At 76.3% G+C, this 13905-nt stretch carries 17 protein-coding genes and 1 tRNA gene; 9 read left to right on the forward strand and 9 right to left on the reverse strand.

Going from position 1 to position 13905, the window contains the following annotated elements; translation table 11 throughout:
- Positions 1-8: 8 nt before the first annotated feature.
- The 7 genes from ACI79I_RS01440 to ACI79I_RS01470 form a co-directional block, all read right to left on the reverse strand.
- Positions 9-557, reverse strand: coding sequence for a Clp protease N-terminal domain-containing protein (locus tag ACI79I_RS01440; protein ID WP_456990318.1), 549 nt, complete (start codon positions 555-557; stop codon positions 9-11).
- A gap of 2 nt (positions 558-559) precedes the next feature.
- Positions 560-793: a helix-turn-helix domain-containing protein gene (locus ACI79I_RS01445; protein ID WP_456990320.1), complete on the reverse strand. Its 234-nt coding sequence runs from the start codon at positions 791-793 to the stop codon at positions 560-562.
- Positions 794-853: 60 nt separating this feature from the next.
- Positions 854-1162: a hypothetical protein gene (locus ACI79I_RS01450; RefSeq protein WP_456990322.1), complete on the reverse strand. Its 309-nt coding sequence runs from the start codon at positions 1160-1162 to the stop codon at positions 854-856.
- 24 nt (positions 1163-1186) lie between these two features.
- On the reverse strand, positions 1187-1651 hold the full coding sequence (locus ACI79I_RS01455; protein WP_456990324.1) for a YbaK/EbsC family protein: 465 nt from the start codon (positions 1649-1651) through the stop codon (positions 1187-1189).
- Between the two features lie 77 nt (positions 1652-1728).
- Entirely contained in the window at positions 1729-2697 is a 969-nt protein-coding gene (locus tag ACI79I_RS01460) for a zinc-binding dehydrogenase (protein ID WP_456990326.1), read from the reverse strand.
- Positions 2698-2933: 236 nt separating this feature from the next.
- Entirely contained in the window at positions 2934-3941 is a 1008-nt protein-coding gene (gene selD / locus ACI79I_RS01465) for a selenide, water dikinase SelD (protein WP_456990328.1), read from the reverse strand.
- Positions 3942-3950: 9 nt separating this feature from the next.
- Complete coding sequence (locus tag ACI79I_RS01470; protein WP_456990330.1) at positions 3951-4526, reverse strand: helix-turn-helix transcriptional regulator; 576 nt, start codon at positions 4524-4526, stop codon at positions 3951-3953.
- Between the two features lie 73 nt (positions 4527-4599).
- On the opposite strand from ACI79I_RS01470, the gene ACI79I_RS01475 reads away from it, so the two are divergent.
- From ACI79I_RS01475 to selB, 3 genes are all read left to right on the forward strand, one after another.
- Positions 4600-4695, forward strand: a tRNA-OTHER gene (locus tag ACI79I_RS01475).
- Positions 4696-4749: 54 nt separating this feature from the next.
- A complete protein-coding gene (gene selA / locus ACI79I_RS01480; protein WP_456990332.1) occupies positions 4750-6060 on the forward strand; it encodes an L-seryl-tRNA(Sec) selenium transferase in 1311 nt (436 codons plus the stop codon).
- Between the two features lie 5 nt (positions 6061-6065).
- Positions 6066-7808 carry a selenocysteine-specific translation elongation factor gene (gene selB, locus ACI79I_RS01485; RefSeq protein WP_456990391.1) on the forward strand — a complete coding sequence of 581 codons (1743 nt, stop codon included), beginning with the start codon at positions 6066-6068 and terminating at the stop codon, positions 7806-7808.
- Between the two features lie 9 nt (positions 7809-7817).
- Here selB and ACI79I_RS01490 read toward each other — a convergent pair whose 3' ends face one another.
- Entirely contained in the window at positions 7818-7967 is a 150-nt protein-coding gene (locus ACI79I_RS01490; RefSeq protein WP_456990334.1) for a hypothetical protein, read from the reverse strand.
- A gap of 237 nt (positions 7968-8204) precedes the next feature.
- Here ACI79I_RS01490 and hemW point away from each other — a divergent pair, with 237 nt between their 5' ends.
- Positions 8205-9494: a radical SAM family heme chaperone HemW gene (gene hemW, locus ACI79I_RS01495; protein ID WP_456990336.1), complete on the forward strand. Its 1290-nt coding sequence runs from the start codon at positions 8205-8207 to the stop codon at positions 9492-9494.
- Between the two features lie 106 nt (positions 9495-9600).
- Positions 9601-9930, forward strand: a complete 330-nt coding sequence (locus ACI79I_RS01500) for a TraR/DksA family transcriptional regulator (protein ID WP_456990338.1) — start codon at positions 9601-9603, stop codon at positions 9928-9930.
- Between the two features lie 38 nt (positions 9931-9968).
- On the opposite strand, the gene ACI79I_RS01505 is transcribed toward ACI79I_RS01500, so the two are convergent.
- Positions 9969-10382 (reverse strand): TfoX/Sxy family protein, encoded by a 414-nt coding sequence (locus ACI79I_RS01505; RefSeq protein ID WP_456990340.1) that lies wholly within the window; start codon positions 10380-10382, stop codon positions 9969-9971.
- Positions 10383-10504: 122 nt separating this feature from the next.
- Between ACI79I_RS01505 and ACI79I_RS01510 the strand changes: the two genes are divergently transcribed.
- Genes ACI79I_RS01510 through ACI79I_RS01525 form a run of 4 tightly spaced genes read left to right on the forward strand, consistent with a single transcriptional unit; the run spans position 10505 to position 13888 of the window.
- Entirely contained in the window at positions 10505-11413 is a 909-nt protein-coding gene (locus ACI79I_RS01510; protein WP_456990342.1) for an ATP-binding cassette domain-containing protein, read from the forward strand.
- Entirely contained in the window at positions 11410-12156 is a 747-nt protein-coding gene (locus tag ACI79I_RS01515) for an ABC transporter permease (protein ID WP_456990344.1), read from the forward strand. The genes ACI79I_RS01510 and ACI79I_RS01515 overlap by 4 nt, the downstream gene beginning before the upstream one ends.
- A gap of 20 nt (positions 12157-12176) precedes the next feature.
- Positions 12177-13286, forward strand: coding sequence for a sensor histidine kinase (locus tag ACI79I_RS01520; RefSeq protein WP_456990346.1), 1110 nt, complete (start codon positions 12177-12179; stop codon positions 13284-13286).
- Complete coding sequence (locus ACI79I_RS01525; RefSeq protein ID WP_456948270.1) at positions 13283-13888, forward strand: response regulator; 606 nt, start codon at positions 13283-13285, stop codon at positions 13886-13888. Before ACI79I_RS01520 ends, ACI79I_RS01525 begins: the two co-directional genes overlap by 4 nt.
- Positions 13889-13905 lie beyond the last annotated feature (17 nt).

The raw sequence follows: 13905 nt of genomic DNA on the forward strand, positions 1-13905 counted from the left end.
AGGGTCGGTCAGGCGGCGAGGAGGGTCGCCTCGAGGTCCCGCCGCAGCGCGGCCAGGTCGACCCCGCGGTCGTGCAGCACCGTGACGGCCAGTCCCTGGCCCTCCCGCAGCACGCCGAGGGCGATGTGCCCCTCCCGGATGCTCTTCGACCGCTGGGCGATCGCCTCGCGCAGCGACAGCTCCAGCACCTTCTTGGCGCGGGGTGAGAACGGGATGTGCCTGCCGCGGCCGGGGGACCGGTCGCCGGCACGCTTGTCGAGCGCACCGGGTCCGAAGGTCGCCTCGACCCGGTCGCGCACGGCGTCCAGGTCGATCCCGACCGCCCGGAGCGCCTCGGCGTCCAGGTCGTCCCCACCGACGAGCGCGGTGACCGCCTCGACCACGAGGGGCCGGGTGAGCCCGTGCCGGCCGAGGACCTGCGCCGTCGCCGTCCACGGCTGGTCCAGGAGGGCGAGCAGCAGGTGCTCGGTACCGATCGAGCCGTGCCGGAGTTCCCGGGCCTCGCGCTGGGCGAGGACGACGGTCTCCCGGGCGTCGGAGGTGAAGCGTTCGAACACGGTCAGTCCTTCCGCCGAAGCGGCCCGCGGCCGCCTGCGTACTTCTTGTGCACCGCCTGGCGCGTGACGCCGAGCAGCTGGGCGATCTGCTCCCACGTCCAGCCCTGGTCGCGGGCGTTGTCCACCTGGAGGGCCTCCAGTCGCTCCACGAGGACCCGGAGCGCGCGGACCGCCTTCAACCCGACGGAGGGGTCCCGGCTGCTGGCGGCGGAGGCCATCTGCACTGTGTCGGCCATGTCGTCAACATAAGTTGACGCCTCGGGTGCTGTCAACCGACTTTGACAGAACAGGGGCGGTCAGCCGGCCTCGTGGACCTCGAAGTGGCTCACGGTGACCTCTCGGTCGACCAGGTAGCGGTCGTCCTCGGGGTAGAAGACGGCGGCGCTCACGTCGTCCCCGGCGAACTCCCGGATGGCGTCGTAGGACGTCCAGAAGCTCAGCGTGACGACCTCGGTCCGGCCGTCGTCGAGGTCGCGCAGCAGCATGTGCGCGCCCTGGTTGCCCGGTGTCCGCCGGTAGTGGGCGATGCCGGTCTCGTCGATGTAGGCGGCGTAGGCGTCCCGGTCCTCGGTGCGGACCCAGCCCCGCCAGATGCGGGCGATCACCGCGGTTCCTCCCTCCGCTGCGCCTCAGGCGACGGTGGCCTCCTCACCACCGGTCAGCCGCAGCAGGTCGGCGTAGGTCAGCGAGACCATGGTGTGGTGGTCGCCGCCGCCGGCCCAGAGCACCGGGTGCGCGGCGAGGTCGACGTCCACGACGGTGCGCAGCGGTGCCGGGTGGCCGGTGGGGGCGACCCCGCCGACCTCCTGGCCGGTCGCGGCGGTGACGAACTCCGCTGTCGCCCGCCGCACCCGCGTCGCGCCCACCAGGGCCGCGACCTTCGCGGTGTCCACGCGGTGCGCGCCGCTGGCGAGCACGAGCAGCGGCGCTCCGTCGGCGTCGAAGACCAGGCTGTTGGCGATCGCGCCCACCGCGCAGCCGAGCGCCTCGGCCGCGGCCACCGCCGTCGGCACCGGGACGTCGAGGCGGCGGACCTCCGCCTCGACGTCCGCGGCCTCCAGCGCGGCCACGACCCGGTCGACGGCGGAGCTCACCGTGCCCCCCGGTGCGCTCGCGCGGGACGCTCCGCTCCTCGCTCGTGCCTCGCTGCGATGCCCACGTCCCAGTCCGCTCACACGGTGAAGACGATCTTGCCCGCCGTCTGCCCCTGCTCCATCCGCGCGAAGCCGTCGCGGGCCTCGCTGAGGGGCAGTTCGACGTCGATCACCGGGCGGACGCCGGTCATCGCGCACATCCGCACCAGCGACTCCAGCTCCTCGCGGGTGCCCATCGTCGAGCCGATCACCGACAGCTGGGTGAAGAAGACGCGGTTGAGCTCGGCGCCCGGGTTGAAACCCGTGGTAGCGCCGCAGGTGACGATGACGCCGCCGGGCCGCAGCGACTTGACGCTGTGGCTCCAGGTCGCCTCGCCGACGCTCTCCATCACGCCGTCCACCCGCTCGGGCAGCCGCGCGCCGGTCTCGAAGGCCTGGTCCGCACCGAGGGCGAGCGCCGCCTGCCGCTTCTCCTCGCTGCGGGCGGTGACCCACATCCGGAAGCCGGCGGCGCGGCCGAGCGCGACCAGCGCGGTGGCGACGCCGCCGCTGGCCCCCTGCACCAGCACCGTCGCGCCGGGCCGCAGGCCCGACTTCACGAACAGCATCCGGTAGGCGGTCAGCCACGCGGTCGGCAGGCAGGCGGCCTCGGCGAAGGAGAGCTCGGCGGGCTTGGGGACCAGGTTGCGCCGGGGGACGGCGACCCGCTCGGCCATCGTGCCCTGGTGCAGCTCGGAGAAGAGCGTCCGCTTCGGGTCGAGGGTCTCGTCCCCGGTCCAGCCGGGGGTGCCGACGACGACGCCGTGGACGATGACCTCGTTGCCGTCCTCGTCGAGCCCGGCGGCGTCCGTGCCGAGGATCATCGGCATCCGCTCCTGCGGCAGGCCGATCCCGCGCAGGCTGAACAGGTCGTGGTGGTTGAGCGACGCGGCCTTCACCTGCACCGTCGTCCAGCCGTCGCGCACCTCCGGGTCGGGGCGCTCGCCGATCTCCAGCACGGAGAGCGGGTCCTTCGGGGCGGGCGTGGAGACGAAGGCAGCCAGCATGACCGGACCGTAACGGAGGCCACCGACCCGCTGCGACGCGGACCCGGTGTCGTGACGAGTGGGGCCCGGAGGGTCCCGCGAGGAGCAACGGTGGGGCTCAGCGCGCCGGGGGGCGGCACGTGTCCGCGGTGTCGTCCGGTAGGACGGCGGTGTCACCTCACGACCGGCCCTTGGCCGCTTCCGCGCCCTGGTCCGCTCCTCGCTCGCTGGCGCTCGCTGCGATGCTCCCGTGGCTGTCAGCGGACCACGACGACGTGCTCCGCCCGCGGTACGAACTCGCCGATCACCGGGGCGCCGGGCACCTCACCGGCCAGCAGCAGCCCGCCGGAGGTCTGCGCGTCGGCCAGGAGCAGCGCCTCGTCCTCGGAGACCGCCGACAGGTCGGCGTGGGGACGCACCCAGTCGAGGTTGCGGCGGGTACCGCCGGAGACGTAGCCGTCGGCCAGCGCCTCGCGCGCGCCCAGCAGGTACGGGACCGCGGCGGCCTCGACCACGGCGGTCACGCCGCTCGCCCGGGCCATCTTGTACAGGTGGCCGAGCAGGCCGAACCCGGTCACGTCGGTGCCCGCGCGGATGCCCGCCGCCACCGCGGCCCGGCCGGCGTCGCGGTTGAGGGTCGTCATCGAGGCGACCGCCTCCTCCGACACCTCCCCGGTGGCCTTCATCCGGCTGTTGAGCACCCCGACGCCGAGCGGCTTGGTCAGCGACAGCGGCGTGCCCGCGACCGCCGCGGCGTTGGTGATCACCCGGTCGACGTCGACCACGCCGGTGACCGCCATGCCGTACTTCGGCTCCGGGTCGTCGATCGAGTGCCCGCCGCCGACGTGGCAGCCGGCCTCCTGGGCGATCTCCAGCCCGCCGCGCAGCACCTCCGCGGCGAGCTCGGCGGGCAGCACGTCCCGCGGCCAGCCCAGCAGGTTGACCGCGACGACGGGGGTGCCGCCCATCGCGTAGACGTCGGAGAGCGCGTTGGCCGCGGCGATCCGGCCGAAGGTGTGCGCGTCGTCCACGACCGGGGTGAAGAAGTCGGTGGTGAGGACCAGCCCCTGACCCCCGGCGATGCGGACCACGGCCGCGTCGTCACCGTCATCGAGACCCACGACGAGCTCGGCGGCCGGGTCGGTCGGGCCGGCGGCGGTGAGGCCCGCGACGACGGCCTCGAGCTCACCCGGTGGGATCTTGCAGGCGCAGCCTCCGCCGTGGGCGTACTGGGTGAGCCGGATCCGGGCGGGAGCGGTGGTCACGCCCCGAATCTAGGCCCGCCCCCCGGGCAGGACGACCAGCCGGGCCGGTGCCCTCGTCGGGGCCGTGCCCAGCGCCCGGCCCGCCGGGTGCGTGGTGGAAGGGGCGCCGAAGAGGCCGGGGTCGCGGCGCTGCGCGATCTCGGTCGTCAGCTCGGCGGCCTCGATGCGGTCCTCCCGGAACCAGCGGGGCGCCTGGCGCTCGCGGCACCAGGCCACCAGGAACCAGTGGTCGCTGGTCCGGGCCAGCAGCTGCGGCTCCACCGTGCGGCGGGAGGCCGCCCCCTTCCCGTCCCGGTAGCGCAGCACCAGGACGCGGCGCTGCGCCACGGCCTGCTCGACGACCGACCGGAGCTCGGCGGAGCGGCCGGCCTCCGCGCTGACCCAGAGGCTGGTGGCCAGCAGTTGGGCGCGGCGGCGGGCGTCGGGCTCGAGGGCGCCGAGGACCTTCTCCAGCGCGCCGCGCCCGGCATCGGCGTACGGTCCGTCGGGCTGGGCGGCGAGGGCGACCGCGACGGCGGCGGCCTCCTCGGGCGTGAGGGTGACCGGCGGCAGCGTGGCGGCGGGGCGGACCTCGGTGCGCTTCACGCCACAGATGCTGGCAGCCGGTGCCGACAGTTCCCGGCGGTGGTCCGGGCGGCGGGCACGTAGGGTGTCCGGTGGAGGCGTCAGGGCGCCTGGTGGCCCCCGCGGCCTCTAAAGCCGACGTGGCCGAGCAGCTCGGTCAGGCGGGTTCGATTCCCGTCCGCCTCCGCCATCCGTCCGCACCGTCCCGTCGACCCGACCGCCCGGCGCCTACGCTCCGCAGTCGATGAACGCCGACCCCCGGCGGCAGGTGCCGCGCACCGACACCCTGCTCGCCGATCCCCAGCTGGTCGCCGCCGCCGAGCGGCTGGGCCGGGAGCTGGTCAAGGCCGCCGTCCAGCAGGTGCAGCAGCGCGTCCGCGAGGGTGCGGTGGCCCCCGACGACGCCGTCCCCGCCGTCCTGGCCGGGCTGCCGACGACGGCCAGCAGCCTGCGGCCGGTGCTCAACGCGACCGGCGTGCTGGTGCACACCAACCTCGGCCGCTCGCCCCTGTCGGCCGCCGCGGTCGAGGCGATCGCCGCCGCCAGCGGTACCACCGACGTCGAGCTGGACCTGACCACCGGCCGTCGCGGACCGCGCGGGGAGGCGGCGCTCGCCGCGCTCCTGGCCGCGGTGCCGGCCGCCGAGGCGGCGCTGGTGGTCAACAACTGCGCCGCCGCGCTGGCCCTCGTCGCCACCGCCCTCGGCGGTGACCTCGTCATCGCCCGCGGGGAGCTGGTCGAGATCGGGGACGGGTTCCGCATCCCCGAGCTGCTGGCCGCGACCGGCGCACGGCTGCGCGAGGTCGGGACGACCAACCGGGTGACCCTCGACGACTACCGCGACGCCCTCCACGAGGAGACCGGCGCGGTGCTCAAGGTGCACCCGTCCAACTTCGTCGTCCGCGGCTTCACCCGGTCGGTGTCGGTGGCCGAGCTCGCCGCCGGGCTCGGCTCCAGCGGGGTGCCGCTGGTGGCCGACGTCGGCTCGGGCCTGCTCCGGCCGCACCCCGCCCTGCCCGACGAGCCGGACCTGCAGACCACCCTTGCCGACGGCGCCGACCTGGTGCTGGCCAGCGGGGACAAGCTGCTGGGCGGTCCGCAGGCCGGGCTGGTGCTGGGTCGCGCCGACCTGGTGAAGCGGCTGCGCCGGCACCCGCTCTACCGGGCGCTGCGGGTGGACAAGACGACCCTGGCCGCCCTGGAGGCCACGCTGCGCGGCCCGCTCCCGCCGGTGCAGCAGATGCTCGCCGCCGACGTCGCGGCCCTGCGCCGCCGGGCCCAGGCCCTGGTCGCCCGGTTCGCCGCCGCTGGCCTCGACGCGGTCGCGGTCGACTCACAGGCGCGGGTCGGCGGCGGTGGGGCGCCGGAGCACCCGCTGCCCAGCGCCGCGGTGTCGCTGCCCGCGGCGTTCGCCGAGCCGCTGCGCGCGGCCACGCCGCCGGTCGTCGGCCACGTCGCCGAGGACCGCACCCTGCTCGACCTGCGCAGCCTGCCGCCGTCGGCCGACGAGGCCCTGGCCGGCGCGGTGCTGGAGGTGGCGGCGCGGTGTCGGTGAACGGCATGGACGTGATCGCCACCGCAGGGCACGTCGACCACGGCAAGTCGACGCTGGTCCGCGCGCTCACCGGCATGGAGCCCGACCGCTGGGAGGAGGAGCGGCGCCGCGGCCTGACCATCGACCTCGGGTTCGCCTGGACGACGCTGCCCTCGGGGCGCCGGCTGGCGGTCGTCGACGTCCCGGGTCACGAGCGGTTCATCGGGAACATGCTGGCCGGCGTCGGCTCGGTGCCCGCGGCGCTCGTGGTGGTCGCCGCCGACGACGGCTGGTCGGCCCAGACCGCCGAGCACGTCGCCGTCCTCGACGCGCTCGGGGTGCGGCACGCGCTGCTGGCGGTCACCAAGGCCGACCTCGCCGACCCCGTCCCGGTGCTGGCCGACGCCCGCGAACGGCTGGCCCGGACGTCGATGGGGGAGGTGCCCGGCGTCGCGGTCAGCGCGGTCACCGGCGCCGGCGTGCCCGACGTCGCCGCCGCGCTGGAGACCCTGCTCGCCGGGCTGCCCACGCCCGACCGGACCGCGCCGGTGCGGCTGTGGATCGACCGGGCCTTCCCGATCCGCGGCGCGGGCACCGTGGTCACCGGCACCCTCGCGGCCGGGAGCGTGGCCGCCGGCGACCGCCTGCAGCTCGCCGACCGGGAGGTCGGCGTGCGCGGGGTGCAGTCCCTCGGCGAGCCGGTGGAGCGGGCCACGGCGACGGCCCGGGTGGCGCTCAACCTGCGCGGGATCGCGGTCGAGGAGCTGGCCCGCGGGGACGCGCTGCTCTCCCCGGGCGCGTTCCGCTCCACCCGGGACGTCGACGTGACCCTCGCCGCCGCTCCGGAACGGCTGCCGGCCGAGGCGGTCGTGCACGTCGGCTCGGCCGCGGTGGGTGCCCGGCTGCGGCCCCTGGACGGCACCGCGGTCCGGCTGCGGCTGGCCACCCCGCTGCCGCTGAGGGTCGGCGACCGGCTGCTGCTCCGGGACCCGGGCGCCCGGTGGGTCCTCGGCGCCGACGTCCGGGACGTCGACCCGCCCGAGCTGCGCCGCCGGGGAGCCGCCCGCGCACGGGCCGCGGAGCTCGCCGTCCAGCCGCCGGGCGCCGCCGGAGCCGCGGCCGACCTGAGCCGCCGCCGCGTCGTCCGGACGGCGGACTTCACCGCGATGGGCTGGCCGGTGCCCGAGGGCGCCACGCAGGTGGGGCCGTGGCTGCTGGCGCCGGGGCTGCGCGACGAGCTGGCGGCGGCGCTGCCGGCGCTGGTGGGGCGCTACCGCCAGCAGCACCCGCTGGAGGCGGGGCCCCCGGTGGGCGTCGTCCGGCGCGACCTCGGCCTGCCCGACGACGACCTGGTCCGCGCGGTGGTGCGCCCGCCGCTGGCGCTGCGGGAGGGACGGGTGGCGGTCGCGGCCGCCGGGCTGCCGCCGCGGGTGCAACAGGCCGTGGACGCCGTCCGGGCGCGGCTGGCCGCCGACCCGTTCGCCGCGCCCGAGGCCGGGGACCTCGCCACGGCGGGTCTGGGGCCGCGGGAGCTGGCGGCCGCGGTGCGCGACGGGCAGCTGGTCAAGATCGCCGACGGCGTCTACCTCGCCCCCGGCGTCGAGCAGGCGGCGCGCGACCGGCTCAGCGGGGTCCCGGCGCCGTTCACCCTGAGCCAGGCGCGGTCGGCGTGGGGGACCACCCGCCGGGTCGCCGTCCCGCTCATGGAGTGGCTGGATGCGCGCGGGGTGACCGAGCGGCTGCCCGACAACACCCGCCGGCTGCGGTAGGCCGAGAGCTCAGCCGCCCGCCTCGCGCAGGAACACCTCCCGCTCGTCACTGGCGTCCGGGGCGGGGACGGGGGAGGTGTCGACGCTCTCGACCAGGTCCTCCAGCCGCACCGGCTCCGGCAGCCGGCGGTACTCCTCGCGGTCCTCCGGGACGGTCATGACCGCAGCCTGCAGGGTCGGCCGGCGCCCGGCAAGGCCGCAGGCCGTCCCGACGACGCGGCCGCCGGGGCGCCGGCAGGGAGGTCCCGGAGTGCTCGTGCTCTGCATGCCCCCCGCACGCAGAGCACGACGTAGCGCGGGACAGGTGGTGGCCCCCCCGCGTGGCGACGGACCGCGATGTCGTCGACACCTGCGGTGACCCGGCGACCGACGTCCGGGACGAGGTCGCGCTCCACGGTGGACGACGCCGACGTCACGCCTCGCACCCCGCCGCCCCCGGTCGCCGGCGCGGCACACTGGGAGCAGATGAACGCCGCCCTGCCCCTGCTGCCGACCCCGCCGGCCCCGTGGCGGCTGCCCGACAGCGCCCGCGAGGGGCTGGCCCGCACGCCGTTCGGGCTGTACGTCCACGTGCCGTTCTGCGCGACCCGCTGCGGCTACTGCGACTTCAACACCTACACCGCCGAGGAGCTCGGGCCCGGCGCGAGCCGCGCCGAGTACGCCGGCACCGCGATCGCCGAGCTGCGCCAGGCGGCCGAGGTCCTCGGCCCCGACCTCCCGACGGTCTCCACCGTGTTCGTCGGCGGCGGCACGCCCACGCTGCTGCCCGCCGACGACCTGGCCGCGGTGATGGCCGCCGTCCGGGAGCTGTTCCCGGTGGCCGAGGACGTCGAGGTCACCACCGAGGCCAACCCGGAGACGGTGACGCCCGCCAACCTGGCCCGGCTCCGCGAGGCCGGCTTCACCCGGGTCAGCCTGGGCATGCAGTCCGCGGCCGAGCACGTGCTGGCGGTGCTCGACCGCCGGCACACGCCCGGTCGCGCGGTCGAGGCGGCCCGGGAGGCGAGGGCGGCCGGCTTCGAACACGTCAACCTCGACCTGATCTACGGCACGCCGGGGGAGACCGACGCCGACTGGGCCGCGTCCCTGGACGCCGTCCTCGCCGCGCCGGTCGACCACGTCAGCGCCTACGCGCTGATCGTCGAGGAGGGCACCCGGCTGGCCCGCCGGATCCGCCGCGGCGAGCTGCCCCTGCCCGACGACGACGTCCTCGCCGACCGCTACGAGCAGGCCGACGCGACGCTGCGGGCCGCGGGCTTCGACTGGTACGAGGTCTCCAACTGGGCCCGCGGTGACGCCGCCCGGTGCCGGCACAACGAGCTGTACTGGGCCAACGCGAACTGGTGGGGCGTCGGGCCGGGCGCGCACAGCCACGTGGGCGGGCTGCGCTGGTGGAACGTCAAGCACCCGGCGGCCCACGCCGGCCGGCTGCTGCGCGGAGAGAGCCCCGCCCAGGACTCCGAGCTGCTCGACGACGCCGACCGCGCGCTGGAGACGGTCATGCTCGGGCTCCGGTTGCGGGAGGGCCTGCCGCTGACCGCGCTGTCGCCCGCGGGCCGGGCCCGCGCCGCGCACGCCGTCGTCCGCGGCCTGCTGGAGCCCGCGGCACACGAGGCCGGCCGCGCCGTCCTGACCGACGAGGGGCGGCTGCTCGCCGACGCCGTCGTCCGGGACCTGACCGACTAGGTCCCGTCCTCGGCGCGGACGGCCGACGGACCCGTTCCGCAACCCCGCCTTGCGGGCTATCGTCCGCCTCCCAGGCACGGGAGCAGGGCAGGGAAGGGGGTCGGTCGTGGCCACCAGCAGCACCGCGAGCCGTTCCGATGCCGCAGGCGACGCCCGGTGGGACCACGTCCGGTCCCGGCTGGAGGGGCAGCGCGCCGAGTGCGTGCGGGAGCGGGAGATCGCCCTCGCCGACACCGTGCAGTCGCTGCCCGACGAGGTCGCCGTCACCCGCGCGGCCAGCCTGCAGCGCACGATCCAGGACATCGACGCCGCGCTGGCCCGCATCACCGGAGGCACGTACGGCCGGTGCGTGCACTGCGGCGCGGAGATCCCGGGGGAGCGCCTCGAGCTGCGACCGTTCGCCACGACCTGCGTGTCCTGCGCGCAGCGGCGCTAGGCACGGCCGGTTGGGGCTCGGTCGCTCCGTCCGTCCGGTCAACGCCCCGCTGTCTGCTCCGCGTTGTACTCCAGGACGGCGTCGATCCAGAAGTGCAGGTCACCGTCTCCCGTGAGCGCATCCTCATCGACGGTGATCCACCCCTCGCCCATCGACCGGCCCTCGCCCATCTCCGCCCGGCGGGCCCCTGCCACCTCCAGGTACTCGGCATCGCGCCTGCGGGACACGCGCACGAGCAGGGCGCCCCCGCCGCCGGAGACGCAGGCCACCATCCGTCCACCGACCATGAACGCGAGGCCGCCGAACATCCTCACCTCACGCACGTCCTCCTGACCGGCGACAGCACGGCGAACGCGGTCTGCGAGCTGAGCATCATGAGCCACTCGCTGTCTCCTTCCCGGGGACGAGGAAGCGTAGGGCCTCCGGTCGCTGACCGACCCGGCCACGCTCATCCCGGGCTCGAGGCGGCCCCGACGACAGCCGTTCCCGCGGCGGTCGGCACCTGACGGATGTCAGACCGCACTCCCGACGTCCCGCACTACTGGCCCGACGGCGGCCGCCCCAGGCTGGTCGCGTGCTCCGGGAGACCTCCCTCGACGTCCACGACCTGACCGTCCGCTACGGCGACGCCGTCGCCGTCGACGGCCTCGACCTGCAGGTGCGCGCCGGGGAGACCGTCGCGCTGCTCGGCCCCAACGGCGCGGGCAAGTCCACGATCGTCAACGCCGTCCTCGGGCTGGTGCCCTCGTCCGGGACCGTCCGGGTGCTCGGCCGCGCGCCGGCTGCGGCGGTCCGGGCCGGGTGCATCGGCGCGATGCTGCAGCACGGCGGACTGCCGGGGGAGAGCCGGGTGGGCGAGGTGGTGGACCTCGTCCGGCGCAGCTACCCGCGTGCCTGGCCGCTGGACGACCTCGCGGCGACCGCGGGCATCGAGGGCCTGCTGAGCCGCCCGGTCGACGCGCTCTCCGGCGGGCAGCGCCAGCGGGTCCTGCTCGCACTCGCCCTGGCCGGCGAGCCACCGCTGCTGCTGCTCGACGAGCCGACCTCGGCCATGGACGTCGAGGGGCGCCGGGCCTTCTGGACGACGATGCGCGGGCTGGCCGACCGCGGCACCACCGTCGTGTTCGCCACCCACCACCTCGACGAGGCCGATGCCGTCGCCGACCGAGTGGTCGTGGTCGCCGGGGGGCGGATCGTCGCCGACGGCACCGCGGCGCAGGTCAAGGCGGGCACCTCCGGCCGCACGGTGAGCTTCACCGCCGGCCCGGACGTCGACCTCGACGGGCTGCCCGGCGTGACCGCCGTCGAGTGGCAGGGCGAGCGGGTCAGCCTCGCCACCGACGACGTCGAGGCCACCCTCCGCGCGCTGCTGACCGGCGGCGGGCGGCTGCCGGACCTGCAGGTGCGCGGCGCCAGCCTCGAGGAGGCCGTCCTGTCCCTGACCGCGCACCGCACCTCGACCCCGATCGGAGCCGACCGATGAGCACGCTGTTCGCCTTCCAGCTGCGCCGGGTGGGCCGCAACCGGCAGTTCCTGTTCTTCACCGTGCTGCTGCCGGCGCTGTTCACCGTCTTCTTCACGAAGGTCTTCGGGGCCCAGGCGAGCAGCGGGGCGCAGTACCAGGAGTACGCCACCGCCTCGATGGTCTCGATGATGGCCTACGGCGCCCTGGGTGCGGCCCTCGGCGCGACCATCCGGGTGTCCTTCGACCGGGCCTCGGGCTGGCTGCGGCAACTGCGGATCACCCCCGTGCCGACCTCCTCGGTCGTCGCCGTGGACGTGCTCGTCGGCATGCTGCTGACCCTGCCGAGCCTCCTGGTCGTCGCCCTGGTCGGGCGGCTCGTCAACGACGTGCAGCTCGGGCTGGGGACCTGGATCGCCCTCGTGGCGGTGCTCTGGCTCGGGTCCGGGGCGTTCGTCGCGCTGGGCCTGCTGGTCGGCTTCTCCCTCGACGAGAAGGCCGCGGGCGGCGCGGTGGGCATCCTGGGCGTCGTCCTGGCCGCGCTGGGCGGGCTCTGGGTGCCGGTGCAGGTCTTCCCCGAGGCGCTGCGGGCGCTGGCGCACACCCTGCCCTCGTACTGGTACGCCGAGCTGGGCCGGGACGTCGTCACCGGCGGGTCACCGGCGCCGGTCACGGCCCTGGCCGTGGCCGGGTTCGCCGCCGCCTTCGCGGTCCTGGCGACGGCGGTGGCGCGGCGTCGCCCGCTGCACGCCGTCGCCGGCTGAGCGGGTTAGCGTTCCGCGCCGTGGACCCGCGCACCCCCTGGCAGCGGCTCGGCTGGGCCGTGCCCTGGCTGCTGTTCCAGGTCTTCCCGCTGGCCGACCTGTTCTCCACGCCGCGGCCGGCCCTCGTGCGGGTGGTGGCGCTGGCCGGGCTGCTGGTCTTCACCGCGGCCTACCTGGTGGTCTTCAGCCGGCTGTTCGGCCGCCGCGGGAGCGCCTGGCCGTGGCGTTCCCTGCTCGTCGTCGCCGTCCTCGGGGTGACGCTGTCGCTCTGGCTCGGACCGTCGTGGGCGGGCCTGATGATCTACGTCGCGGCGGCGTCGTCGGGCGGCCTGCCCGAGCGCTGCGTCTGGCCGGCCGTCGGGGGAGCGGCGGCGGTCTGCGCCTCGGTGATCGCGGCGCACGGCATGTTCCCGGAGTTGTTCATCCTCCCGGTGATCTGCGTGCTCACCGGCTTCGCGCTGCGCGGCACGCGCTACCTCGTCTCGGTCAACGCCGAACTCGTGGAGGCCCGGGAGGAGCAGGCCCGTGCGGCGGTCGCCGAGGAGCGGCTGCGGTTCGCCCGCGACCTGCACGACCTGCTCGGCCACAGCCTGTCGCTCATCGCGCTCAAGAGCGAGCTCGCCGGGCGGCTGGCCGAGCGCGACCCGGCGCGGGCCCGCGCCGAGATGGCCGACGTGGAGACCACCGCCCGCCGGGCACTGGCCGAGGTGCGCGAGGCGGTGAGCGGCTACCGGCAGATCGGCGTGGCGCTCGCCCTCGCCGAGGCCCGCGCCGCGCTCTCCGCCGCGGGGATCACGCTGCGCCCGCCGCGCGGCGTGCCGCCGCTGCCCGGCCCGGTGGACGCCGTCCTCGGCTGGGTGGTCCGCGAGGGGACCACCAACGTGCTGCGGCACAGCGGCGCGCACACGGTCACCGTCGACCTCGCGGTCACCGGCGCCCGGGCGGTGCTGACCATGACCGACGACGGGCGCGGTCCCGGACAGCAGGTCCCCGGCGCGGGCGCGGGGCTGTCCGGGCTCGAGGAGCGGCTGGCCGGGCTCGACGGCCGGCTGGAGACCGGTGCCGCCCCCGGGGGCGGGTTCCGGCTGGCGGCGGAGGTCCCGGTCGCGGCCCGGGTGGCGGCGCCGTGATCCGGGTGCTGATCGCCGAGGACCAGACCATGGTCCGGGGCGCGCTGCGCGCGCTGCTCGAGCTGGAGGAGGACATCGACGTCGTCGCCGAGGTGGGCCGCGGCGACCAGGTGGTGGACGCGGCCCGCGAGCACCGGCCCGACGTCGCCCTGCTCGACATCGAGATGCCTGGCTGCGACGGCATCGAGGCGGCCCGGGAGCTGGCCGGGGCGGTGCCCACCTGCCGGGCGGTCGTGCTCACCACCTTCGGCCGGCCGGGGTTCCTGCGCCGGGCCATGGAGGTGGGCGCCGCGGGGTTCCTGGTCAAGGACTCGCCGGTCGCCGAGCTGGCCCGCGCGATCCGCGCGGTGGTGGCCGGGGAGCGGGTCATCGACCGCGACCTGGCCGCGGCGGCGCTGGCCCTGGGCGCGACGCCGCTGTCGACGCGGGAGGCCGACGTGCTCCGGGAGGCCGCGGACGGCGCGACCGTCGCCGACATCGCCCGTCGGCTGTTCCTCTCGGAGGGGACGGTGCGCAACTACCTGTCCTCCGCGATCGGCAAGACCGGTGCCCGGACCCGCGTCGAGGCCGCCCGGGTGGCCGAGGAGAAGGGCTGGCTCTAGGAGGACCCCGGAAGGAC

The sequence above is a fragment of the Geodermatophilus sp. SYSU D01105 genome (genome assembly GCF_054050095.1).